Consider the following 24,701-nt stretch of genomic DNA (forward strand, 5'->3'; position numbering starts at 1 on the left):
CCTCGCCGAAGCTTAGCGCAGCAGGCTCAGAACCGACTGCGGCAGCTGGTTGGCCTGGGCCAGGATCGCGGTGCCGGCTTGTTGCAGCACTTGGTTCTTGGTCAGGTTGGCGGTTTCGGCTGCGAAGTCGGTGTCTTCGATCCGGCCGCGAGCAGCCGATACGTTCTCACCGATGTTCTTCAGGTTGTTGATGGTGTTGTCGAAGCGGTTCTGCACCGCACCGAGGTCGGCACGCTGGGCGTCGATCTGCTTGATCGCCTCGTCGATCACCAGCACGGCGGACTGAGCGCCCTTCGCGGTGGAGATGTCGATCTTGGCGACGGTGTCGTTGGTCTTGGCGAAAGCGGTAGCGGAAGGGGCTACGCCAGCCGCGGTGCCTACGCCGGTGCTGCCGGTGTCAGCGATGACAACGCCGGAAACCGCGCTAGTGATCGCACCGGAGCCATCCTTGCCAGCTTTGGAAACATAGCTGATGGTATCGCCGTCGCTGAAGGCACCGATGCCGACGTTGGCGTCGTTGACCGCTGCGGCGATCTTGGCAGCCGCCTGCTCGGCGGTTTCGTTGCCCTTCATGTCGACCTTGACGTTCACGGCGCTGCCGCCGGTGATGCCGATCGCGATGTCGACGGTGCCCGAAGCGGTTGCAGCAGTGACCGCGCCGCCGCCGTCAGCCTTGAAGTAGGTGCCGTTCAGCGACTCTGCGCTCATCTCGTCGATGCCGACGCTGATGATTTCGTTGGCGGCCGAACCCACCTGGAAGCTGGCGACGCCGAAGGAACCGTCGAGCAGCTTGCGGCCACCGAAGGTGGTGGTGTTGCTGATACGATCCAGTTCTTTCTGCAGTTGCTTCACTTCGCCGTTCAGAGCGGTACGCTCGGAGTCGCTGTTGGAGCCGTTGGCCGACTGCAGGGACAGGTCACGCATACGCTGCAGGATGTTGGTCGACTGCTGCAGGGCGCCTTCAGCGGTCTGCGCCAGGGAGATACCGTCGTTGGCGTTCTTGGTAGCCACGTTCAGGCCGTTGACCTGGCTGGTCAGACGGTTGGCGATCTGCAGGCCGGCGGCGTCGTCCTTGGCGCTGTTGATGCGCGAACCGGTGGACAGACGCTGCAGCGAAGTGTTCAGCGACGCGGAAGAGTTGTTCAGGTTCCGCTGAGTGTTCAGCGAAGCGATGTTGGTGTTGACGGTCAAGGCCATCTTGATGCCCTCCAAGGACGATATGTTTGCCTGAGCTTGCGACCTCGGGTGGGCATCGCCCAGGCACCCCTAAAGTTCGCATTCGTGATCTTTATCGGCGCTTCCCTGAGGAGCTTTAGGTTTTTTTTTGACCATCCTCGTTTTTCATGCATCGGCCCCGTCGGAGGGGTTCGCGCAAGGCCTCCCGAGCGCTGCGGACAGCGACGGAAAGCCCCGCCGGCCGCTCAGTCCGGCATCCAGGCACGATACCAGGCGCGCAAACGCTCGCCGTCGAGCATCCAATCCGCCAGCACCCGTTCGCGCAGGTTATCCCCTGCCCTGGCTGCGGCATCCAGGTCGCGGGTATGCATGCGGATCGCCTCCACCCAGTCGCGGAAACGGTTCTTCACCCGCGTCACCGGCAGATCGTCCTGGTAGCAGCGCACGTCGCTGCAGACCACCGGGAAACCGCAGGCGCCGTATTCCAGCAGGCGCAGATTGCTCTTGCACTCGTTGAACAGGTTCTGCTCCACCGGCGCCAGCGCCAGGTCGAGATCGAGAGCCGCCAATGCCCGCGGATAGCGTTCGATAGGCACCCCCGCATGCACTTCCCTGACGAAGGGACGGATGGACGGCGGGCACATGCCGAAGAACACCCAGTCGACTTCGTCGGCCAGTTCCCGGACCACATCGGCGATCAGTTCCAGATCGCCGGTATGGCTCGAGCCGCCCGCCCAACCGACACGTGGCCGCTCGCCGCGCCGCCGCTGCGCCCGCAGCCCCTGCCACCACCCCACCGGCAGGCGGTTCTCGATCACCCGGATATCCGGGTGGAGACCGGCGAAGGCCTCTGCCAGGGCCGGCGTCGACACCACGAAGCGGTCGACGTAACCCAGCCCGCGACGCAGCGTGCGCAAAATGTCCTTCGGCAGGTGCTGGCGATGGGCGCTCTTGAGGGGCACGTTGGGCAGATAGTCGTCCAGCTCGTAGACCTTGAAGGCCCGCGAGAACGCCTGCATCCGCCGCATGGCCTCGAGACGCTCCTCGCCGACCTGGCGCTGCAGCACCAGTACGTCCGGGTCGTAGCGCTCCAGATCGGCCACGTGCATCAGGCCGATCGACAGCGCGCCATCGATGGATGCCGACTCGCGCAACGCGCTGAACGGCTGGATCACCCGGTAATGGCCGCAGCCGAACAGGTCGGCGGGGTGCGCCAGGACAGTGGGCAAGGGCCGCCACCCCTGCAACGGGCGCCAGGCCAGCTGCGGGTCGGCCAGCTTGAAACCGCCTTCGGCCTGCAACGAAAAGCCCGGGTTATAGGCGGGATCGCGTGCCAACAACGGTAGCCAGCGCGCGTACAGCGCATCTTCTTCCTCGACGCTCGCCGCCGTCGTGGCAGGCGCATCGAGCAACAGCCGCGCACGCGGCGTCCATACGTTCAGGTAGCCCGCCTGGACCGCCCGCAGGCAGATGTCGACATCGTCCCAGCGCGTCAGCGCCTCGTCGAAACCGCCCAATTCGAGAAACAACTCGCGGCGCATCAACAGGCATTCGCCAGCCACCGCCGAGTAGTTCTGGTCCACCTGCAGGCGCTGCAGGTAACCGGCGTCCTCGTGCGAACGCCCTTCGAAGGCCCGCCCGGCCGGTCCGCATAAGCCGAGCAGCCAGCCGGCGTGGCAGACCCGTCCGTCCGCCGCCAGGAGCTTGGCGCCTACCGCGCCGACTTCCGGACGCTGGCCATGGTTGAGCAACTGCTGCAGCCAGTCCTTGTCGAGGATGCCGCTGCCGGCATCGAGCCAGAGCAGGAATTCGCCACGCACCCGGGACGCCGCCAGGTTGCGCAGAGCCCCACGGGATAACTGCCCATCGCCTCGCAGCACCCGCACCTGCTCGACACCCATGCCTTCGACGGCGAGCAGCCATTCGCGAACGTCGGCCGCTTCGCCACCCTGTTCCAGCAGAAGGATCTCGTAGTTGGGATAGGCGGTATTCTCCAGCACGGTTTCTACGCAACGCTGGAGCTGCGCCAGGCGCTCCCCGGCCAGCACCAGGATGCTGACCGGCGGTTGCCCGGCGTGGCCGTAGTCCAGCTCGTAGCGCCCCGGCAGCCGGCTTCCGACTGTCGCCTGCGCGTAGCCACGGGCACGCAGGTGGCCTTCGATCGCCGCACGCTCGGCGGTGCTGTCCTGCAGGCGCAGCGCTGGGCCAGACAGCAGTGGCTCGCTGATGTGTCCGATACAGCCCAGGCCCCGCTGCTCGACGAGACGCAACTGGTAGGCCAGCTCGAAAGCCTCGCCGGCGGTCTCGTCGAATCCGCCCGTGGCAAGCAGCGGCTCGCGGCGGAACAACCAGTGCCGGGACAGGCCGGCGGGGAAACTGAGCAGAAGGTCGAGATTCAGGTCCGGGCGCAACGCCGCGCCCAGCTCGCCGTCATCCAGGCGCATGAGTTCGTCGGCGTACACCGCCTGGCAGCTCTCCGGTGCCGCCAGCAGGTCCAGCGCCGCCACCAGCAGGCCGCTGACAGTGAATTCGACGCCCGCTTCGACCAGGAGCAACCAGTCGGTATCAAGCCGGGCAAGCGCCTGGTTGATCGTCGGTATCGGCCCCGCGGCAGGATCGAAGAGCATCGCTCCGTTCCGCGGACTCGCGCCCAGCGGCGCGAACAGGTGGCTCTCGACATGTGGATACGAATTGACGTGCTCCAGGCTCTGCAGGGTGCGCTCCACGGCCTCGGTATCGCCGTGGGTGTCGAGCACCAGCACCGCGAAGCGCGGCCCACCGCCCTGCTCCTGCAGGAATCGATCGATCAGCGCCTTCTGCACCGCATCCGGCCGCCGCGCCTCCAGCCAGGTCGACAGCGTGACGCTACCGAAGCCCGCCGCCCGCCTCAGCGCGGCGAGCAGGTTGACCGGCTTGAAGACACGGGCGTCCAGGCGGGTGATCGGTGCCACCCGGACGAAACGGTTGTCGCCGGCCTGGCGATACCAACCCAGTTCGCGGATAGCCAGGCGGAAGTCGGCATGGCCCTGCTCGCCGATACCGGGCTGGTCGCGCCCGATCTGGCTGAACTGCTGGCGGGAGACGCGGAAACGGGTCAGCGGCCGCGACAGGAACGCCAGGTCGCCACGCTGTAGCAACTGCGCACACATGGCCAGGTCGCCGATCCAGTCGATGGCCCGGCCGTTGAGCATCATCAGGCGCTCGCAGATCTGCAGCAGCGCATCGCGCCGGGCCATCAGGCAACTGGGTTCGCCGATGAAGTTGATGGTGTGGTCGGCGAGGAACGAGACCAGCTCGCGACCGTCGATCAGGACGTCGCCGGCGAACGGGAAGCAGGTCGCCAGGATGTCCGGCAGCGGCTGCCCTTCCTCGTCGATACGCAACCGCCGCGACGAGGCCAGGACCACGTTCGGCTCGCGCTCCATCGCTCCCACCAACGCCTCGACGCATTCGGGAAGCAACACGTCGTCGTCGTGGAGAAACTTGACGTACTCGCCCTCCGCCAGGCGAATGCCTTTCGCCGTGCTGCCCAGCTCGCCGAGGCGCGTCTCGTTGCGGAAGTAGCGGATCGGGAATGCCGCGGAGGCGCGCTTCTGCTCGACCAGCGTGGCGATCCGCTCGTCGCTGCTGTCGTCGCAGATGATCAGCTCCAGGGCCGGATAGGTCTGCCCGAGCACGCTGTCGAGGGCGTCCTCGAAGTACTCCAGCTTGTAGGTCGGCATGACGATGCTGACACGAACGTTCGCGCTCATTGAGCCATTCCTGAGTAATTGGTGCAGCGCATGGTGATCGGAAGGGCCGGGCCATGGCCCTTCGTGTCGCCGCTCCCGGTCTCGACTCCCCGCGGCGGAGCATCTGCTCCGACGAGCGCGTCAGCGCCCTTCACGAAGAGCATCGGGCCAGTCGACATAGAGGATCGTGTCGTAGAAATACAGCGAGTAATGGCGCAGGCGCAGCCGGGCTCCCGCAGCGATCCCGTCGATCGCGGCGACGATGTCCAGCAGGTCCTGCACATGGTGGTAACAGGTGATGGCCATGCGCGGCCGGCACTCGTCGATCAGCCGCGCGGCCCCCGCAGAACCCGTGCCTCATGGCCTTCCACATCCATTTTCAGCAAGGTCATGACATCGAGGACATCGTCGAGCCGCACGCACGGCACCTGCACGGTGCCGTCTATCTCGACCCTGCTTCCCATGGTGCCGTGGGCTGCGAATGCGAGATGGCCGCCGGTATCGGACACCGCCTGGTTATGCAGATGGAGACCGACACTTCCAGCAAGCGACGCATGCATGAGCCGGTAATTCGCCGGATCAGGCTCGAAGGCATGGATCGAAGCATATTCATGACGAGCCGCCAGCATGAACTTCTTCACCGTATCGCCATCGTAGGCACCGATATCCACGTAATGCTCGTCGCTTCGCAAGACGATCGGATGCTCGGGGCCCCGGTACAGGGAAAAGTATTCCTGCTCTCCCGGACACAACACGTCCAGCAACGCAGCGCGGTTGCCGTCCAAACGCAGGCGCATGATGGCTTCCAGGGTCTTCCGGCTTCGCTCGTCGGCCAGGCGCTCGCGCAGCGAGACGAACTCGGCGTGATGCTGCATCGCCAATTCGCGAGTCAGCGCGCCGGTCTGGTAGACCAAAGGAATATCCAGCAGGTAGAGAAGCTCGGGCAGATCGAGGGTGATGCATTGCGCAGTCTTCGCCAGGTGATCCAGCGTCAGCCAGGTAGGCAGCGAATAGGCACAATTCACCGCGGGTTTCCCTGCGTGGCATGGTTCCTTCAACTGGGCGGTAGGAATCACCTGGTCGAAACCATCGGGAACGCTATTGCTGGCGAAAAGCACATCGTCCACAGCAATCAGGCGAACCTCAGGCAGACGCTGTGACAAACCGGCAACCACCTGTGAGCGGAACACCCCTCCAAGATAGGAACTAGGCACCAGCACCAATAGATATCCGCTCCGTTCGCATCGCGAAAGGAAGTCCGCCTGCGTCATATCGTTTCCCGCCATCATCGACAGCTCCCCGCTCATAGGATGCGTGCCCCATCGGGCATGAGTTCATCGTAAAAGGAGTAATTAGGCAGTTCCCGGGGAAGCCTGCCCGGCAACAACCATTCGCAGTGTCGCCCCACCCGGGTGTCGGCGAGCGCGACGCTGCCCGCACCCAGCGTGCTGCCCTGGCCGATCTCCACTCGCCGTCCCAACTGCACGCCAGCGAGCAGCGTGCTACAGGTTCCGACCCGGCAGTCCTCCTCCACCAGGACCTGCAGCTCCAGCCAACTGCCAGTGCCGATGCGGGCAGGACCAGCGAGCACGCAACCGGCGCCGACGAACACGTTGCCCAGCAGTCGCACGCCTTCGCCGACGATGGCCTGAGGCGAGACGATATCGAATAGCCGGTAGCCCGCCAGGCGGATATCCGCGATGAGCTTGTGGCGGGCGTAGTTCACCGCCCGCTCGTCCAGCGCCACGAATACTTCGCTTTCCGCAGCGGGGTAGCGTTCGAGCAGAGGCGCAATATCGAAGTTGTGTCGATCCGCAGCATTCAGCTCCAGGACCCGGTGTTCCAGTCCCCGTTCCCGCGCGGTACTGTCCGCCCGTTCGAGCGCGCGCCCTTCCCCGACGATGATCGCCTGCTTCATGCCCTCTCCCCCAGTACCTGCGCGCGATACCACAGGTGCTGGCGCACCAGCTGCACCTCGTAGTCGCCGTGCATGAACGGCGGCGAATGTGCGCCCAGCCCCTCCTGGAGGCGTTCCAGGACCAGGGTGTCCTCGCCGATCACGTTACGCTCGCCGCGAATCAGGGTGCTCAGCAAAGCGCTGAAATCGGTCTTCGGATCCTTGCGCCGGGCAGTCATCATCCACAGGTGGTAATCGGTCTCGCCGGGTGCCACCGGATCGTACTGCTGGAGCAGGAAGTGCTCGCCACGGACGCTGCAGAAGTTCACGTTCGGGTAGATGAACCAGTTGTAGTAGGCGTGCTCGTCGCCGTAGCCCTCGCAGAGGTCGGAGAACCAGCTCTTGTAGGGCTGGATCGGCGCCTTGGTGGGGAAGCTCAGCGAACGCAGCTCCGGCGTTTCGCCTTCCTGCAGCAGGCGCAGCACCTCGGATGGCACCGCAGCCTCGCGTGCCAGACCGCGCACCGGGGCGGTCATCACCGGGAGGAAGGTCTTCGGATGGACGAAAGGAACATGGTTGTAGTCCTTCACGTTCTCCATGTTCAGCTTCCAGTTGTAGCGCACCTTGTGGCAGCTGTAGATCAGCCGCGTATCCAGGTGCGAGGAGACCTCCCGCAAGGTTTCCAGGAATCCATCGTCGAACTGCTCGCGCAGCGGCAGCGGGTCGTCCGCCAGGTTGACGAACAGCAGTTGCCCCACCTCTTCCAGGTGCAGCTTGCGCAAGCCGATCCGCGCCCGCTCCTCGGCGCTGAACTGGTACAGGCTGGAGTTCGGAATGCCCTGTAGCTGCCCCTCGGCGCCGAACGACCAGGCATGGTACGGGCAGACCAGCGGTCGCTGGCCGGTGCATTCGGTCTGGATCGCCGACAGACGATGCGGACACTGGTTGAGAAAGGCCCGAATGCCGGACTCGGTACGCTGCACCACGACCGGCACGCCGGCGATCTTGCGGGTGAAGAACTGGTTGCGCTCGCGCACCATCGAACTGAAGCCGACGAAGATCCAGAGCCTGCCGAACAGCCTTTCGCGCTCCAGCGCGAGCGTCTGCGGCTCGGTGTAGTGCGCTGCGTCCAGCGCATGGCGAGTCATGTCCACATCCACAACCTTCACTTGCTGAAAATAACCCGGGCCGGATTGCCGACCACGGTCTGTCCGGCCGCCACGTCCTTGAACACCACCGCGCCCATGCCCACCACGGCGTCTTCGCCGATACTGACGTCGCGGGCGATCATCGCCCCGGAGTTGATCACCGCACGATCGCCCACCTTCACGTAGCCGGCCAGCAGGCAGCGCGGGCCGATGTGTACATAGTCGCCGATGACCACGTCGTGGCCGAGCATGGTTTGCTGGTCGATGAAACCGTAGGCGCCGATACGGCAGTCCACGCCGCTGCTCACGTCGTAGCCGAAGAAGGTCGGGCCGTAGCTGGTCCGCACGCCAAGGGTGCAGCGGGTGCGGATAGCGACGAACTCGGCGCCCTTCGCCAGCAGGCATGCGACCTGCTTCTGGCGACTGAGCGGATCGCCGACCGCGGCGACGAACAGTTGGTCAGGCTCCGCGACGAAGCTCTCCGGATACCCGAGCCACGGGTAGTAGAGCGACTCCGCGACCGCGTCGGGGCCGCGCTCGTCGAGAAACCCGCCGATCACCCAGTCGATGCCGTGACCGTAGTCGACCTGCAGCTGGGCCAGCACCTGACGCCCCAACCCACCGGCGCCGAGGATGATGATCCTCTTCATTGCATCGTCCTCAACTGATGGTCAGGCCGCCGTCCATCACCAGGGTCGTGCCGGTCACCCAGCGGCTGGCATCGGAAAGCATGAAGATAGCGGCGTTGGCGATATCCTCGGGCTTGCCGAAGCCCATCGGGTGGTTGCTGCGTTGACCGTCCATCGAACCGACCGTCTGGGTGGCTGCATCCAGAAGCGGTGTTTCCACCAGTGATGGAGACAGGCAGTTAACCCGGATGTTGCGCTTCACCACTTCCATGGCCAGGCAGCGGGACATGGCGATCAGAGCGGCCTTGGTTCCCGAGTATGCCCCCACTCCGGCAACCCCGATGTGGGCGGCGATGGAAGCGATGAACAGGATCGAACCGCCGGGCGCTACCAGGTTGCGCTTGAGCAACGCCTGGGTAAGCAGCATCGGCGAGTCGACATTGATCGACTGGACTTCATGCAAGTGCGCTTCGGTCATCATCCGCACTGGACACAGACGGGAAATACCGGCGCTATGCACCAGTCCATGGATTTCGCTGTCGACAGCCGCTACCACCGCAGCGCGCTCCTCGGCTACCCGAAGATCGGCCTGGACAGCACGGTGCGGCAGCTCCGAGATCGACTGCAAGGTTGTCAGGCATCCATCCAGGCGGGTCTGGTCACGTCCGGTAACGATCAATTCGGCGCCCATCCGCGCACAGCTCTGCGCGATGGCCAGGCCCAGGCCGGAACTGGCGCCGGTGACCAGGATGCGCCTGCCCGACAGGCTGAAGGGATTGAAGGAAGTCTCGTCGTTCACTTGGCTGATTCCGCGTTCAAGGCACTCAGGATTCGATCAGATCGGGGAACTTCGCCCCTTCGATATCCACCAGGCAGGTACCCCAGGACAGGCCGATACCGAAGCCGCAGAGCAACACGCGATTGCGGCCGGCCTCGAGTTCCCGGTTGATCCGCGCGGTCATGGTCACCGGCAGCGAGGCGCCGCTGGTGTTGCCGAAGTCGCGCAGGGTCGAAGGCACCTTCTCTACCGGCAGGCCGAGCTTCTTGCGGATGGTCTCGTTGATCATCCGGTTGGCCTGGTGGAAAACGAAGTAGTCCACTTCGTCCTTGCTCGCACCGGCATAGTCGAGCAGCTTTTCCACCGCCGGCGGTACGCGCTGGGTGGAGAAGCTGAGTACGGCGGTGCCGTCGAGCTGCAGGTCGATGGCACGGTGCCAATGGTCGTTCTCGTCCTCGCGGAACGGCATCAGGTGCTGCACGCCGACCGGTTCGCGATGGCCGCCCACCGGCAGGATGATGGCCTTGTAGCCGCTGCCGTCGCTGTTCAGGTCGAAGTGCATCGGCGGCGCGCCTTCGCAGAACTCCAGCGCCGTCGCGGTGCCCGCGTCGGAGAAGATCGGATCGTTGACACTGGCGCCGCGGTCGCCGACCAGCACAAGGCCCTTCTTCACCCCGCCGGCGGCAATCAGCGAACCCAGCAGGTTGAGGGCGAACGGATAGGCCGAGCAACCCAGGTTGACGTCGAAGGCCACGGTGGAATGCGGCAGCCCCAGGCGGTCCTGGAGGATGATCGCGGTAGCCGGCGCCAGGTAGTCGGGAGACTGGGTCACGACGATCAGCGCATCGACCTCCTCGCGCTTCCACTCCAGGCTTTCCAGCAGGCGCTCGGCGGCGTCGAAGGCCAGGTCGGAGAAGCACTGCCACTCCTGCGCCATGCGCCGCGTCTCGATGCCGATGTTGCGCACCAGGCGTTCGCGCTCGGCGCGCAACTGCGGCTTGCAGTCGGTCAGGTTGGAGATAACGCGCTTGGGGACGCAGGTCGCCATCCCGGCGAAACGGACGTTCTTCAGCGTGGAGGTGGCCATGGTCAGAGTCCAAGCATCTGGTAGAGGTCGCCCACCGTGCGAGCCTTGATCAGGTCTTCACCGGTGATGGTCTTGCCGTATTCCATGTCGAACATGACGATGACCCCGAGCGCGGCCAGCGAGTCCCATTCCGGCAGGTCTTCGAGCTGGGTGTCCATGCTGACCTCGACGGGATTCTGGAAATCGGTGGCGGAAAGGAAGTCTTCGATGAATTTTGCTTGGCTCATTTCTTGTCTACCTGAGTGAGGCGGTTGTTCATTCTGTTATCGGTCGCGACGGGCTCAACTTGATGCTCGCCGCCGCGGCATGGCGGCGGAAGCGATCAGGCCGGCGACGAACTCGACGTCTGCGGCGGCCAGCCCGGGATAGATCGGCAGGCACAGCACCCGCGAGGAAATCGACCGCGCCACCGGAAGATTGGCGGGCGCCGCCGAGGGCAGCGAATGGTACATGGGGAAGTCGCTGATGAGTGGGTAGAAGTAGCGCCGCACCAGCACATCCCTGTCGCGCAGGCGCTGGTACAGCTCGTCGCGCGAAAGCGGAAAATCGTCTTCCACCAGGATCGGGAAATAGGCGTTGTTGGCGAAGGTCTGGGTACCAGGCCGGAGGCACTGGATGCCAGGGACGCCGGCCAGCAGGCGCCGATAGCGCTCGGCGATCTCCCTGCGCTGCTCCAGGGCCTGGTCGACGTGCTTGAGTTGCAGCAGCCCGAAGGCAGCGCCGACCTCGTTGAGCTTGCCGTTGATGCCGGGCATGACCACCGTGACCTCGTCGACGAAGCCGAAATTCTTAAGGTGGTTGAGGCGTTGCCGGGTGTTTTCGTCCGAGCAGATGATCGCACCGCCCTCGAAGGTGTTGAACACCTTGGTGGCATGGAAGCTGAGGATGCTCAGGTCGCCGTGGCGCAGCACGCTGCCGCCGGCGTCGCGCACGGCGAAGGCATGCGCGGCATCGTAGATGACCTTCAGGTGGTGGATATCGGCGATCCGCTGGATCGCCTCGACATCGCAGGGGTTGCCGTAGCAATGCACCGGCAGGATCGCGGTGGTCTGCGGGGTGATCGCCGCCTCGATCCGCGACGGGTCGAGATTCATGGAGTCCTGATCGATGTCCACGAAGATCGGCTTGAGCCCGTTCCACAGCAGCGCGTGGCTGGTGGCGACGAAGGAGTACGGCGTGGTGATCACCTCGCCGGTCACCCGCAATGCCTGCAGCGCGGTGATGAGCGCCAGGGTGGCGTTGGCGAAGAGCACGATGTGCTTCACCCCCAGGTATTCGCACAGGGCCTCTTCCAACGCATGGTGCATGTCGCCCCCGTTGGTCAGGAAGCGGCTCTCCCAGATCTTTTCCAGGTAGGGGATGAACTCTTCCAGGGGCGGCAGCAGCGGGCTGGTGACCGGGATCGTCTTGTTGTTCATGTAGGGCCCTGATGAATGGATACTCAGGCGAGTAAAGGGCGAAAAACCCGAGCACGCCACTCTATGCAAGGCCCGTACCCAAAGAGCCTGATGCAGGTCAAAGCCCCTGGTCGCGCGGCCCCTGGCTGTTCCACAGGCGCTGCGGCGCGAATCGGCAGTCAAACTTCTGACAAATTCTCCCGTGTTTCCGTAGACCTTGCGGAACATACCCTCCAGCGACACAGGTCCAGTCCCTGCGAACGAAAAGGCCCATGACGGAGTCATGGGCCCTGTTTCACAGAGGGACTGTCACTTCAGGTAGTTGAACAGGCTCAACCCCTGGATCTTCACGTAGCTCTGCTGCGCGGCATCCATGATGGTGGACTGCAACGACAGCCGCGACAACGCCTCGGCGTAGTCCAGGTCCTGGATCTGCGACATCACCGACGCATTCACCAGCTTCACATCGTCGATGAAGGTCTCGGTGCTTTCCACGGTATTCAGGCGCGCGCCGATCTTGCCCTGGCCGCCATCCACGGCGGCAGCCACGGCGGAGAGGTTGGTCAGGGCCACCGCCGTCGCATCGCGGATGGCGTCGTTGCCGGCCTGGTTGTCGGTGGAGCTTTCCAGGGCCTTGCGCAGGTCCGACACCACGTTCAGCAGGCTGCGCTTCTCGCTGCCCGGCTTGTAGTTGACGTTGAACTCGTCGCCCGCCTTCGGCGTGCCGTCGATCGTCACGCTGACGCCGGCGTAGAGCACCTTGTCGATGGTCTTCGGGTCGTCGTCGATGGCGCCCTTGGACAATTGCCAGGCCGGCGGCGAATTCGGATCGTAGGTGGTCCAGTCATAGCCCGGAGGCAGGCTCTTCGGATCGTAGACCACATACTCCTTGTCGCTGACGAAGTGGATGTTGAAGCCGTCGGTTGCCGCAGGCGGATTGCTCGCCGGGAACTGGCTGTCGAAGGCCAGCTCGTCCTCGACCAGGCCGACCGAGATGCGACCGTCGCCGGTATTGCCAGCCGCCGCCTTGGTATCGAGACGAGCGGCATTGACGATGTCCTCGAACAGTACCTTGCCGCTGTCGCTGACCGGAATCCGCGTGCTGCTGGCGATCTGCACCTCGCGCTGGCTCTCGTCGCCCATGTAGCTGTAGGTGCCGTCCTCGTTGCGCACGAACGGCTGCACCGAGCCCTGGGACCCGGAAAACAGGTATTTGCCACTCGCGTCGCGGCTGTTGAGCAGGTTCAGCAACTCGTCCTCGCGCTGGCGCAACTCGCTGGCCAGCGACTTCTTGTCGTTGGAGTCCAGTGCGCCGTCGCCGGCCTGGCCGGCGATCTCACGGATGCGCTGGAGGACGTTGCCAACCGAACGGAGGATGGTTTCTTCCTGGCTCAGGCTGTTCTTCGCCTCGGTCATGCCGGTCTTGTACTGCTCGTTCAACCCCTGCTCCTGGTCCAGGCGCAACAGGCGTACCGAACCGACCGGGTCGTCCGCCGGGGTCAGGATGCGCTTGCCGGTACTGATCTGCTCGAAGGTACGGTTCAGGTCCGCGTAGTTGCGGGAAATCCCGTTGACCGAGTTGTTGAAGGCCTGGATGGTGGAAATGCGCATGGTGGCGGTCTCGCTGGCTTAGGCCCCGTCGAGAGAACTCAACGGAACGCTCCAATCAGGGTATCGAACAAAGTGCGGGCAACTTGAATCACCTGGGCCGAGGCACCGTAATACTGCTGGAACTGGATCAGGTTGGCCGCCTCTTCGTCGAGGCTCACCCCGGACAACGAATCGCGGCTGTCCTGGGCCTGCTTCAGCACCGTGGCGCTGGCCTCGCTGCTGGCACGCACCTGGGCGGTCAGGGTGCCGACCCGCTCGACCAGGCCACCATAGGCCTCGTTGTAGGTGGAACCGGTGTTGTCGGTGCCGCCGACGGTCGGCTTGGTCTGCAGGGCCAGCAGGTTGAGAGCGTTGCGGTTGTCGGAAATGCCCTTGTCGTTGAAGCCCAGCTTGAAGCTGTCGGAGTTCTGCGGTACGCCGCTGAGCTCGAATTCGTAGCTGTATTTCTGCCCGCTCGGGTCGGTGAACGCCATGCGCACGGTATTGGTATTGCCGCTGGTCAGCGTCGGGCTGCCGGTCAGGGCGTTACCGTCCTTGTCGACGTAGCTCCAGCCGGCCGGCAACGGCGAGGACAGGGTATAGGTCTTGCCGTCGGCGCTGAGCGTCGCGCCCAGGCTGATCCCGTTGGGCCCGAACGCGCCCTGTAGCACCGCCGGGTCCACCGGCGACGGACCGCTGGTGAGGGTCGGCGCGCCGATCTTGCCGGTGCCGCGGTTTTCGGTGGTCGATTCGGTACGCGCGGTACCGGCGAACGCCAGTTGCGAGGCATTCTTCAGCGTCGCCTCGATATCCGCCGCGCCACGCCGGGTCGGCTGCAGGGTGAAGCGGTCGCCGGCAGCCGGGAGCTGGTCGAGGGTCAGGTTGAAGCCCTGGTCGACGCCGTTGGCATCCTTGAACGAGAGGGTGTAGGGACCGGTACCGCTGACCGTGACCTGCATGCTTGCGTCGTCGCCCAGGCGCCGCGCGGTGAAATTGGTGCCGTCGAAGTCCAGGCGGAAATCGCTGGAATTCAGCTTGCTGGTATCGGTGATGTTCAGGTTGGCGTGGACATTGCCGGTGTTGCCGTTCTTCGCCAGGACCCGCAGCGCGGTGATGTCCGGATCGTTGATGTCGCCGAACAGGTTGGCGCCGGCCTTGCCGGCCAGGTCGAGGCCCTGCCCCAACTGCTTGTTGATGGTATCGGCGAGGGTGATCGCCAACTGCCCGAGCTTGTTGTAGCTGCTGTCCAGGGCGCTGTTGCGGTAGGCCAGCAAGCCACCCATCTCGCCGCCGGACACCAGGCCGGTGACGTTCTGTATGGAGTTGCCGTTGCTCAGTTGCACCTGGTAGCGGGTCGGGTCATCCAGCCCGGGCACCACGCTCAGGGTCGACACAGTATTGCCCACCACCAGCGGCTGGCCGCTACCGATGAACAGGCTGACGCTGTTGTCGTCCTGGGTGACCGCGGTCACCCCGATCATCTCGGACAGCTTGCGCACGGCTTCGTCGCGCGCATCCATCAGGTCGTTGGGCACCGCGCCCGCCGACTTGGCCTTGGCGATGGCATCGTTGTAGCTGGCCACGCTCTGCGACAGATGGTTGACCTGCGAAGCCAGCGCGCCCAGTTGCTGGTTGATCAGGCTGTTCTGCTTGTCCAACTGGTCGTAGAGGGTATTGAAGGTCTTGCCCAGCCCCTCGGCCTGGGCAAGCACTGCCTCGCGCGCTTCGGTCGAGGAGGGATTGTTGGCGGCGGCCTGCAGTGCGGCGAAGAAGCGCTGCATGGCCGGGCTGACGCCGGTGGTGGTGTTGGACAACAGGCCGTCGAGCTGCTCGATCTGGCTACGGAATGCGCTCAACTCGCTGTTCTGGCTGGTGGCGTTGCGCAACTGGCCGGTGAGGAAGTCGCTGGCCAGGCGGCGCACGTCGACGATCTGGCTGCCCGAGCCCATGTAGCCGGCACCGCTGAACTGCGGGACCTGGGTCTGCTGGATGGCATCCTGGCGACTGTAGCCCGGCGTCTTGACGTTGGTGATGTTGTGCCCGGTGATGGTCAGCCAGGTCTGGCTGGTGCCGAGGCCGGACAGGCCTATCGAGAGTAGGTCGGACATGGGTCAGTTCCTCCTTGCTCAACCCAGAGGCGGCGTGCCGGCGGCGGCGACGGCCTGGTAGGTCTGCATCTGTCTGGCGATCTGCGCCACCTTGCGGGCGTACTGCGGATCGGTGGCGTAGCCGGCGCGCTGCAGTTCCTGCATGAAGCGCTCGGGGTTGGCGGCGCTGTCCAGGGCGTTCTGGTAGCGGTCGTTGCCCTGGAGGAAGCTGACGTAGTCGTGGAAGCTCTGCTCGAACGACGAGTAGGAGCGGAACGCCGCGACTTCCTTGACCGCCTTGCCGCCTTCGTATTCGGTGGTGAGAGCGCGCGCCGAGGCACCATCCCAGCGGCTGCCGGTCTTGATGCCGAACAGGTTGTGGCTGCTGCCGCCATCCTGCTGGCGGATGATCGATTTGCCCCAGCCGGTCTCCAGCGCGGCCTGGGCCACCAGGTAGCGGGCATCGACGCCGATCCGCTCGGCGGCCTTCTGGGCCATCGGCAGCATGGTGGCGATGAACTCGTCGGCCGAGGCGAACATCGACTTGCCCCTGGCCAGCGGCGGCTGGGCGATGCGCCGGCTGCCCTGGCTGTCGACGCCATCGGTGGAGAAACCGCGGCGGCTCGCCGCCGGGTAGCTCTGCGCCGGCAGGTAGCTGTCCTGGCCCAGGCTCTGCATCTGGCTGGCGGCCGGCGAGGCGGAGGGAACGATGCCGGCGAGCATGCGCTCGGTCAGCTTGCCCGGCAGCGCCAGGCGCCTCTGGTTGAGCAGCTTCGAGTCGTCGCGGCCGGCTTCCGGCATCGGCAGGGCCTTGCCGGCCTGCGCGCTGGGGTTGCTCGGCCAGCGACCGGCGCCGTTCTCGGCGACCCGGGCGAACGGGTTTTCGCCGTTGCTCCTGGAGCCTTGCTTCATCTTCGACAACTGGCGCACCAGCACGTCGGCCAGGCCGATGCCGCCGGCATTCTTCGACAGGCTCACCGACAGTTGCTGGTCGTACATGTCCTGGTACTGCTTGGTGGTCTGGCTGTTCATGAAATTGCCGTCGCCCAGCGCTTCGTTGGCCGAACGCATGGATTTGAGCATCTCGTTGAGGAACAGCGATTCGAATTCCTGGGCGACCTTGCGGATGTTCGCCTCGCCGTCGCGGTCCTTGCCGACCTTGAGCTGGTTGAGGCGGTTGAGATCGGTATAGGAGCCGCTGTCGGGGCCTGCGCCGATACCGCTGAGCAAACGGGAATCCATGGCGTCGTCCTCAGATCACGATCAGGTCGGCCTGCAACGCGCCGGCCTGCTTCAGGGCTTCGAGGATCGCCATCAGGTCGCTCGGCGCGGCGCCGACCTGGTTCACCGCGCGGACGATGTCGTCCAGGGTGGTGCCGGGACCGAACTTGAACATCGGCTTGGTCTCCTCCTCGGCGTTCACCCGCGAGCGCGGCACCACCGCAGTCTGGCCGTTGGAGAAGGCACCGGGCTGGCTGACGATCGGGTCCTCGGTGATGCTCACGGTCAGGCTGCCGTGGGTGACGGCGGCCGGCGATACCTTGACGTTCTGGCCGATGACGATGGTGCCGGTGCGCGAATTGATGATGACCTTGGCCACCGCCTCGCCCGGCTGCACGTCGAGGTTCTCCAGGATCGACAGGTAGTCGACCCGCTGGTTCGGATCGAGCGGCGCGCTGACCCGCACCGAGCCGCCGTCCACCGCATGGGCGACGCCCGGACCGAGCAGTTCGTTGATGCGGTCGACGATGCGCTTGGCAGTGGTGAAGTCCGGGCGGTTGAGGTTCAGCGTCAGGCTGTTGCCCTGGTCGAAGCCGCTCGGCACCGCGCGCTCGACGGTGGCGCCGGCCGGGATACGTCCGGCGGACGGTACGTTGACGGTGATCTTCGAGCCGTCGCGGCCTTCGGCGTCGAAGCCGCCGACCACCAGGTTGCCCTGGGCGACCGCGTAGACCTGGCCGTCGATACCTTTCAGCGGAGTCATCAGCAGGCTGCCGCCGCGCAGGCTCTTGGCGTTGCCGATGGACGACACGGTGACGTCGATCGGCTGGCCCGGCTTGGCGAACGGGGGCAGGTCGGCATGCACCGATACCGCGGCGACGTTCTTCAACTGCACGTTGCCGACGTTGGCCGGCACCTTGATGCCGAACTGCGCCAGCATGTTGTTGAAGGTCTGCAGGGTGAACGGCGTCTGCGTGGTCTGGTCGCCACTGCCGCTCAGGCCGACCACCAGGCCATAGCCGATCAACTGGTTGGTCCGCACGCCCTGGATGCTGGCGATATCCTTCAACCGCTCGGCCTGGGCCGCGCCGGCGGCCAGGAGCAGCGCGGCGAGGGCCAGCAGGTGCTTGAACTTGGTCATCGCGAGCGTCCTCAGAACGGCCACAGCGGGCTGAGGAAGAAGCGGTCCAGCCAGCCCGGCTGACTGGCATCGGCGAAGGCGCCGGTGCCGGAATAGGTGATCCGGGCGTCGGCCACGCGGGTCGAGGACACGGTGTTGTCGGTGGCGATATCGTCGGCGCGGACCAGGCCGGCGATGCGCACCAGCTCGTTGCCGGTGTTCAGGGTCATCCACTTCTCGCCGCGCACGGAGAGGATGCCGTTGGGCAGCACCTCGGCCACGGTCACGGTGATCGAGCCGGTCAGGCTGTTGCTCTGCCCCGCCTGGCTATCGCCCTTGGCGTCGCGCGAGCCGCCGTATTCGGCGCTGAGGCTGAGGTCGCCGCCGCCGATCGGGTTGTTGGTGGTCATGCCGCTGCCGAACAGCGAGGTCAGCCCCATCTTGGTCTTGCTGTCCTTCTGGATATCGGAGTTGGCTTTCTTGCTCGCCTGGGTCTTCTCGTTGAGGGTGATGGTGATGATGTCGCCCACGCGGAAGGCCTTGCGGTCGTCGTAGAGGTTCTGCTCGAAACCGGCCTGGTAGATCGCGCCGTTGTTCTGCGCGGCGGGCAGCGGGGTGCGCGGCAGCACCGGCGCGTAGTACGGATCGTTCGGCTTCGGCGGTGGATTGACGCAACCGCCCAGGGCGGTGGCGATGCCAAGCAGGGAGACGATCATCAGCCGGTTCATATCAAGCTACCTCGCGGCGTACAGCCAGGGCCCGGTCAGGGCCCGTCAAAGATTCTGGGTGACGAAGGACAACATCTGGTCGGCGGTGGAGATGACCTTGGAGTTCATCTCGTAGGCGCGCTGGGTGGTGATCATGTTCACCAGTTCCTCGACCACGTTGACGTTGGAGTTTTCCAGGGTGTTCTGGGCAACCGTGCCGAGGCCGTTGAGACCCGGCGTACCGACCTGGGGCGCGCCGCTGGAGCCGGTTTCCAGGAACAGGTTGTTGCCAATGGCCTGCAGGCCGGCCGGGTTGATGAAGTCGGCGGTCTGGATGTTGCCGATCACCTGCGGCTGGGCGTTGCCGGTGGTGGTCACCGAGACGGTGCCGTCCTGGCCGACGGTGAAGGTCTGGGTCTCGTTGGGCACCACGATCGCTGGCTCCAGGGCGAAGCCGTTGGAGGTGACGATCTGCCCGTCGGAGTTCAGGTGGAAGCTGCCGTCGCGGGTGTAGGACACGGTGCCGTCCGGCAGCAGGACCTGGAAGAAGCCGCGCCCGTTGACCGCCATGTCCAGCGGCTGCTCGGTGGTCTGCAGGCTGCCCGGGGTGAAGATCTTCTGGGTGCCGACGACGCGCACACCGGTACCCAGTTGCAGGCCCGAAGGCAGCTCGCTGTCCTGGGTCGACTGGCCGCCCGGCTGGCGCCGGATCTGGTACAGCAGGTCCTGGAACTCCGCGCGGTCGCGCTTGAAGCCGGTGGTGGATACGTTGGCCAGGTTGTTGGAAATGGTGGTCAGGTTCATGTCCTGGGCGGACAGACCGGTCTTGCTGACCCACAGTGCCGATAACATCGTCGTGCTCCTCGGGTGCCGGTTTTATGGCACCACGCTCAAGTGATTAGCTGATTTGCAAAACCCGCGCCATGGCCGCCGAATCGTCCTCGGCGGTGCGCATCATCTTCACGTGCAGCTCGAATTGACGGGACAGCGAGAGGATCGCGGTCATCTCTTCCACCGCGTTCACGTTGCTGCTTTCCAGGAAACCGGAGACCACCTTCACGTTGGCGTCGGCCAGCGGCGCCTGCTCGCCCGGCTGCGGCTTGTAGTGCAGCAGGCCGTCGGTACCCTTCTCCATCTGCTTCAGGTTCGGGTTGACCAGCTTGATCCGGTCCACCACGGCGACCACGTTGGGGTTCTCGCCAAGGGCGCGGATGCTGATGGTGCCGTCCTGGCCGATCTCCACCTTTTCCTCCGGCGGCACGGCGATCGGCCCACCGTTGCCGAGCACCGGCAAGCCATCGCCGGTGCGCAGCATGCCGAGGGCGTCGATATGCATGCCGGCGGTACGCACGTAGGCCTCGCTGCCATCCGGCGCCTGGACCGCGACGAAGCCGTCGCCGTCGATGGCGATGTCCAGCTCGTTGCCGGTTTCCTGGAGGCTGCCATGGCTGAAATCGGTACCGGGCCGCTCGCTCATGGCGAATACCCGCGCCGGGAAGCTGTCGCCGAACACCTGCATCGAACGCGCCTGCTCGAAGTCGCGACGAAAGCCGCTGGTCGAGATGTTCGCCAGGTTGTTGGCATGAGCACGCATCGCCAGGGTGTTCTGGCTAGCCCCGCTCATGGAGACGTACAGCATCTTGTCCATCGAATCCTCCAGGCACCGGCACAATCCGCCGGGCTTTCTTGCAGGTTATCCAGCAAGCGCCGTGCCAGAATTCGAAAAAACAATTAATACATTGATTTAAAAGGATTTTATAAAACAGAAAGCCTCCTTTCGGAGGCTTCGGGGGCACCCCCTGGCCAGGGGTTGCCGCTGGCGGCAAGGGCCTTGCCGGTGCCCGGACGGCACCGGCAAGCCGTCATCAGCGCAGGTTGATGATGGTCTGGGTCACCGCATCCTCGGTCTGGATGGTCTTGGCATTGGCCTGGTAGTTGCGCTGGTGGACGATGAGGTTCACCAGTTCGTTGGAGATGTCCACGTTGGACGCTTCCAGCGCGCCGGATTGCAACGCCCCCAGGGTGCCCGAGCGCGGCGCGCCGACCGCCGGCTCGCCGGACTCCGAGGACTGCACCCAGGAGGTCTTGCCGATCGGCGTCAGGCCCTGGATGTTGGCGAAGTTGGCCAGCACCACCTGGCCCTGCACCTTGGACTGGCCGTTGGTGTAGCGGGCGAAGATCACCCCGGTGTCGTCGATTTCCAGGCCTGCCAGCTGACCGGTGGTGTAGCCGTCCTGGATCGGGTTGCTCTGGGCGAACGCGGTGGAGTACTGGGTGGTCTTGCGCATGTCGAAGGAGATGCCGCTGGCGGCACCGGTCGCGCCGTTCCAGGCGTAGGTCGGCGGGGTCTTGCCGTCCGAGGCCGCCGGAATCCAGCCGGTGCCGGGAGTCGGCGGATTGCCGGTGGCCGGGCTGAACTGGATCACGTTGGTGGTCGCGTCGATGCTGAAGCCCGGCCCGCTGGTGCTGCCGTCCGGCGCCCGTACCGAGGTCATCTGGCCGCTGGCGTCGAAGGTGACGTTGAAGCTCATCGGCGTCTTGTTCGAGGGGTCGAGCGGATTGACCCCGTCGATCAGCACTTTCATGGTCCAGCTGTTCTCCGGAATCGGCGGGGTCGCATTCGGATCCGGCTCGTTCTTGATGAAGAACTGGCTCATGGTGTGGGAGTTGCCCTGGCTGTCATAGATGCCCAGCGAAGAGGACGAGTTGTAGGTAGCGGCGTCGGACGGATCGAACGGCGTCACGGTCGGCGGCTTCAGCGTCGAGTTGAGGTTGTACGACTGCTGGATGCTCGAGGTGGCCTGCGGCGCCTGATTGGCGCGCTCGACCTTGAGGTCGGTGACCACGCCGTTCTGCAACTGGCCGTTCGGCCCGACGGCATAGCCCTGCAGGCGGTAGCCGTTGTTGTCGACGATGAAATCCTGCTTGTCGGTATTGAAGTAGCCGGCGCGGGTGTAGCTGATCGCCCCGTTGTTGCTGGTGACGAAGAAGCCGTTGCCGTTGATGGCCAGGTCCAGCACGCTGTTGGTCGAGTCGATGTTGCCCTGCTTGAACATCTGCGAGACGTCCGAGAGCAGCACGCCGCTGCCCTGCGGGTTGCTGCCCGAACCCAGCACCGAGGCGGCGTAGACGTCGGCGAACTCCGCGCGGGATTGCTTGAAGCCTACGGTGCCGGCGTTGGCGATGTTGTTGCCGGTGACGTTCAGGCCGCTGGAGGCCGCCTGGATGCCGCTCAGGCCGATGTTGAAACTCATGGATAGCTCCTTGCCGGAAACGCCGGCTTACTGGCCGATGATCTGTACTTTGGACAGCGCGATGCTGCCCAGGCCTGCGAGGTTGAGCATCAGCTCGCCGCCGTTCTGCCCCAGGGTGACGCTGTCGACGTTGGCCGGCAGGTAGGTCTGGAGCCCGTAGGTCTTGCCGTCGATCGAGGTCTGCGCCTCGAACTTGTAGGTGCCCGGCGGCATGATGTTGCCGCTGCTGTCCTTGCCGTCCCACATGAAGCTGACGCTGCCGGCAGCCTGCTGGCCGAGGTTGATGCGATTGACCACGGTGCCCTTGTCGTCGTAGACGTTGACCCATACGTTGCTGCTGGAGACCGGCAGGTTGAGGGAAGCCTTGAAGGTGTCCTTGGTGTCCACCACCGACTTGTCGGTCGCCACGATGACCTTCCGCCCCACCAGCGACGAGGCTTGCAGGGCCTGCGACGACTGGTAGTTGGAGAGAATGCTCTCCATGCTCTTGTTCAGCGACTGCACGCCTTCCACGGTGCTGAACTGGGCCAGTTGGGCGATGAACTCGCCGTTCTGCTGCGGCGACATCGGGTCCTGGTTCTTCAACTGGGCCACCAGCAGCTTGAGGAATTCGTCCTTGCCAAGGTTGCTGCTGCCCTTGACGCTCTGCCCGGTCTCGGTGGCGCCGCTGCCGGCGGCGCGCTTGCTGCCGTTGACGTTGCCGGTGTTGCTGCTGGTGCCGCTGACGTTATCGATGCTCATGCTCTACTCCGCTCACTGACCCAGGGTCAGGACCTTCTGCATCATCTGTTTGGCGGTATTCATCATTTCCGCGTTGGTCTGGAAGGCACGGCTGGCGGAAATCATGTCGGCCATTTCCTCGACCACGTTCACATTGGGGTAATACACGTAGCCGTTGGCATCCGCGGCCGGATGGTTCGGCTCGTAGCGCGGCATCAGCGAACTCTGGTCCTCGACGATGCCCAGCACCTGCACGCCGGCGCCGGAGCTGTCCTGGTCGGCGAACAGCGAGCCGCTGTCGCCCTGGGCCTGCTGGAACATGGTGGAGAACACCGGATGGCGGGCGCGGTAGGTCTTGTCGACGCTGGAGGAAACCGTCTCGGCGTTGGCGATGTTGCTGGCCACGGTGTTCAGGCGGGTGCTCTGGGCGCTCATGCCGCTACCGGCAATGTTGAAGACACTGGCGAGGGACATGGCGGTTACTCTCCACGCAGGGCGCTGACCAGCCCTTTGAATTTGCTGTTGAGGAAGGTGAAGGACGCCTGGAAGTGCATGGCGTTCTCGGCGTAGTTGGCCTGCTCGATCTGGGCGTCGACAGTGTTCTGGTCGATCGACGGCTGGACCGGGATGCGGTACTGCAGGCTGCCCTCGCCCATGCCGAAACCTTCGGCGGCGATATGCCGCTCGTTGGTGGTGCGGGTGGCGAAGGTACCCTTGGCGGCCTTGTCCTTCTGCTCGGCGAGAACCGCGGCGAAGTCCAGGTCGCGAGCCTTGTAGTTCGGGGTATCGGCGTTGGCCAGGTTGTTGGCCAGCACTTCGGCGCGCTGGGCGCGGAAGCTGAGGGCCTGCTGGTGGATACCGAGTGCTCTGTCGAAACTGATGCTCATGGCTGCGAACCTGTTTGCCGGTGTGGCTTTCGTCGCCAACACTTCAGCAAGGCCCGTGCCAAATTATTAAAAACCTTTATATTCAATAACTTGAGTTTATTTAAGGGCAACCCGGAAGCGGCAAGCGGCAAGCCGTTTCCGCTTGCCGGCAAGGGTGGCAAACCCCTGGAACGGCTTTTCCGGCAAACGAAAAAAGGCCCGATATCGTCGATATCGGGCCTTTCCCATGCTTCCGGCCGCCGGGGACACGGCTCACTCGTGGCGAATGATCCGCTCGAGATCCACCGGTTCGCCGGGATGGGCATGCAGCTTGGCGCGAATGTCCTCGAACATCGCATCGTATTCCTTGTGCACCCGGGTGATCGCGCCGAACTTCGGGTGCAGGCCGTGCTTCTGGGCGACCCGCGTGGCATCGCTGGCGAAGTTGAAGGCGGTATCGCGCGGCAGCTCGAAGGAGTCGCTGAACGGCTTGCCGTCGATCTCGCCGTCCATGTCGAAGTGCACATAGGCGCCGGATTCGGCGTTCTGCCGCACCTCGTAGCGGATATGGATATTGATGTCCTGCTGGTCGAGGCCGGGCAGGCTGACCAGATGGAGGTGGCCTGGTTCGAACATGACGAATCTCCTGGTGGGAATCGGAATCAGTCTAGCCAGGGTCGAGCGAAAGAAAACCGCCCTGGATCAGTGCAACGTCGCTTTTTCCGCGCGTTCCTGAATGACCACCCAGGGCGCCACCACCACCGCCCAGAGGGTCGGGTCGCGTTCGAGGAAGTCCTTGGCCGCATCCTCCCCGACCTTGCTCAGGCCGCCGCCGGAAAGCCAGGCGGCGACCTTCTCGCGGTCGTCCCCGGCCAGGGCCTCGGCGACTTCCACCAGGTCCAGCGCGGCATCGACCTGGAGCAAGGCGCCACGGGCGAAGAACGGTTGCAGCTCGGCCCAGGAAATGACCGCGGTCTCGCCGAGCAGCTTGGCATAGAGGGTGCTAGTTTGTTCTGTCATGGGATCTACCTGGATTGCATGGGCGCCATGATAACGCCCGCCAGTAGCCCACGACAGCCGAAGGGAAACCGGGCCCAGGGAGGTGAGGCAGGTCCGCGCCGTTTTTCTATACGTTTATGTCAACCAGGCGACACGACTCACGGGAGCTCGCCGTGCCGTGCTTTTCAAGCGACGAAGCGCCGCTCTACACTGTACCGGTACAGTTCCCGGGGTCCGTCCATGACGATCACCCGGTCTCCTCCGGCCCCCGCGGCCGCGAGACTACAACAATGA

Annotated in this window: 22 protein-coding genes and 1 pseudogene; all 23 read right to left on the reverse strand. The window is 64.7% G+C overall.

The genetic code is table 11. The annotated features are described in order from the left end of the window. Window positions 1-12: 12 nt before the first annotated feature. Window positions 13-1,197, reverse strand: coding sequence for a flagellin (locus tag AT700_RS19850; RefSeq protein ID WP_003158216.1), 1,185 nt, complete (start codon window positions 1,195-1,197; stop codon window positions 13-15). Window positions 1,198-1,421: 224 nt separating this feature from the next. Further along, complete coding sequence (locus AT700_RS19855) at window positions 1,422-4,928, reverse strand: glycosyltransferase (RefSeq protein WP_048521288.1); 3,507 nt, start codon at window positions 4,926-4,928, stop codon at window positions 1,422-1,424. A gap of 120 nt (window positions 4,929-5,048) precedes the next feature. Continuing rightward, a pseudogene (locus AT700_RS19860) lies at window positions 5,049-6,178 on the reverse strand (FkbM family methyltransferase). A gap of 32 nt (window positions 6,179-6,210) precedes the next feature. Continuing rightward, window positions 6,211-6,825, reverse strand: coding sequence for an acetyltransferase (locus tag AT700_RS19865; RefSeq protein WP_003086429.1), 615 nt, complete (start codon window positions 6,823-6,825; stop codon window positions 6,211-6,213). Then, window positions 6,822-7,952, reverse strand: coding sequence for an aromatic ring-hydroxylating oxygenase subunit alpha (locus AT700_RS19870; RefSeq protein WP_003158206.1), 1,131 nt, complete (start codon window positions 7,950-7,952; stop codon window positions 6,822-6,824). Before AT700_RS19870 ends, AT700_RS19865 begins: the two co-directional genes overlap by 4 nt. 17 nt (window positions 7,953-7,969) lie before the next feature. Further along, window positions 7,970-8,602, reverse strand: a complete 633-nt coding sequence (locus AT700_RS19875) for an acetyltransferase (protein ID WP_003086423.1) — start codon at window positions 8,600-8,602, stop codon at window positions 7,970-7,972. A gap of 10 nt (window positions 8,603-8,612) precedes the next feature. Beyond that, the gene (locus AT700_RS19880) at window positions 8,613-9,380 is read right to left on the reverse strand and encodes an SDR family NAD(P)-dependent oxidoreductase (protein ID WP_003086422.1); all 768 of its coding nucleotides are present in this window, start codon (window positions 9,378-9,380) and stop codon (window positions 8,613-8,615) included. A 25-nt stretch (window positions 9,381-9,405) separates the two neighbouring features. Continuing rightward, window positions 9,406-10,446: a ketoacyl-ACP synthase III gene (locus AT700_RS19885; protein ID WP_003086420.1), complete on the reverse strand. Its 1,041-nt coding sequence runs from the start codon at window positions 10,444-10,446 to the stop codon at window positions 9,406-9,408. A 2-nt stretch (window positions 10,447-10,448) separates the two neighbouring features. Next, window positions 10,449-10,673 (reverse strand): acyl carrier protein, encoded by a 225-nt coding sequence (locus AT700_RS19890; protein WP_003086419.1) that lies wholly within the window; start codon window positions 10,671-10,673, stop codon window positions 10,449-10,451. 54 nt (window positions 10,674-10,727) lie between these two features. Further along, window positions 10,728-11,864, reverse strand: a complete 1,137-nt coding sequence (locus AT700_RS19895) for a DegT/DnrJ/EryC1/StrS family aminotransferase (RefSeq protein ID WP_003086416.1) — start codon at window positions 11,862-11,864, stop codon at window positions 10,728-10,730. 288 nt (window positions 11,865-12,152) lie between these two features. Then, entirely contained in the window at window positions 12,153-13,454 is a 1,302-nt protein-coding gene (gene flgL, locus AT700_RS19900) for a flagellar hook-associated protein FlgL (protein WP_003086414.1), read from the reverse strand. Between the two features lie 38 nt (window positions 13,455-13,492). After that, a complete protein-coding gene (flgK, locus tag AT700_RS19905; RefSeq protein WP_016851894.1) occupies window positions 13,493-15,541 on the reverse strand; it encodes a flagellar hook-associated protein FlgK in 2,049 nt (682 codons plus the stop codon). Between the two features lie 18 nt (window positions 15,542-15,559). Continuing rightward, a complete protein-coding gene (flgJ, locus tag AT700_RS19910) occupies window positions 15,560-16,762 on the reverse strand; it encodes a flagellar assembly peptidoglycan hydrolase FlgJ (protein WP_016253737.1) in 1,203 nt (400 codons plus the stop codon). A gap of 10 nt (window positions 16,763-16,772) precedes the next feature. Further along, entirely contained in the window at window positions 16,773-17,882 is a 1,110-nt protein-coding gene (locus tag AT700_RS19915; RefSeq protein ID WP_003082169.1) for a flagellar basal body P-ring protein FlgI, read from the reverse strand. 11 nt (window positions 17,883-17,893) lie between these two features. Beyond that, window positions 17,894-18,589, reverse strand: coding sequence for a flagellar basal body L-ring protein FlgH (gene flgH, locus AT700_RS19920; protein WP_003082166.1), 696 nt, complete (start codon window positions 18,587-18,589; stop codon window positions 17,894-17,896). A 45-nt stretch (window positions 18,590-18,634) separates the two neighbouring features. Continuing rightward, on the reverse strand, window positions 18,635-19,420 hold the full coding sequence (gene flgG, locus AT700_RS19925; RefSeq protein WP_003082164.1) for a flagellar basal-body rod protein FlgG: 786 nt from the start codon (window positions 19,418-19,420) through the stop codon (window positions 18,635-18,637). Window positions 19,421-19,466: 46 nt separating this feature from the next. Beyond that, entirely contained in the window at window positions 19,467-20,216 is a 750-nt protein-coding gene (flgF, locus tag AT700_RS19930) for a flagellar basal-body rod protein FlgF (RefSeq protein ID WP_003082159.1), read from the reverse strand. 217 nt (window positions 20,217-20,433) lie between these two features. Continuing rightward, entirely contained in the window at window positions 20,434-21,822 is a 1,389-nt protein-coding gene (gene flgE, locus AT700_RS19935) for a flagellar hook protein FlgE (protein WP_003082154.1), read from the reverse strand. 27 nt (window positions 21,823-21,849) lie between these two features. Further along, the gene (gene flgD / locus AT700_RS19940; protein ID WP_003082153.1) at window positions 21,850-22,563 is read right to left on the reverse strand and encodes a flagellar hook assembly protein FlgD; all 714 of its coding nucleotides are present in this window, start codon (window positions 22,561-22,563) and stop codon (window positions 21,850-21,852) included. A gap of 12 nt (window positions 22,564-22,575) precedes the next feature. Next, on the reverse strand, window positions 22,576-23,016 hold the full coding sequence (gene flgC / locus AT700_RS19945; RefSeq protein ID WP_003082150.1) for a flagellar basal body rod protein FlgC: 441 nt from the start codon (window positions 23,014-23,016) through the stop codon (window positions 22,576-22,578). Between the two features lie 5 nt (window positions 23,017-23,021). Continuing rightward, entirely contained in the window at window positions 23,022-23,429 is a 408-nt protein-coding gene (gene flgB, locus AT700_RS19950; RefSeq protein WP_003082144.1) for a flagellar basal body rod protein FlgB, read from the reverse strand. Window positions 23,430-23,681: 252 nt separating this feature from the next. Continuing rightward, entirely contained in the window at window positions 23,682-24,044 is a 363-nt protein-coding gene (locus AT700_RS19955) for a DUF5064 family protein (RefSeq protein ID WP_003082140.1), read from the reverse strand. 66 nt (window positions 24,045-24,110) lie between these two features. Continuing rightward, window positions 24,111-24,428: a DUF2288 domain-containing protein gene (locus AT700_RS19960; RefSeq protein ID WP_003086400.1), complete on the reverse strand. Its 318-nt coding sequence runs from the start codon at window positions 24,426-24,428 to the stop codon at window positions 24,111-24,113. Between the last annotated feature and the right edge of the window lie 273 nt (window positions 24,429-24,701).

The sequence above is a fragment of the Pseudomonas aeruginosa genome (assembly GCF_001457615.1).
In the GTDB taxonomy this organism is placed as follows: domain Bacteria; phylum Pseudomonadota; class Gammaproteobacteria; order Pseudomonadales; family Pseudomonadaceae; genus Pseudomonas; species Pseudomonas aeruginosa.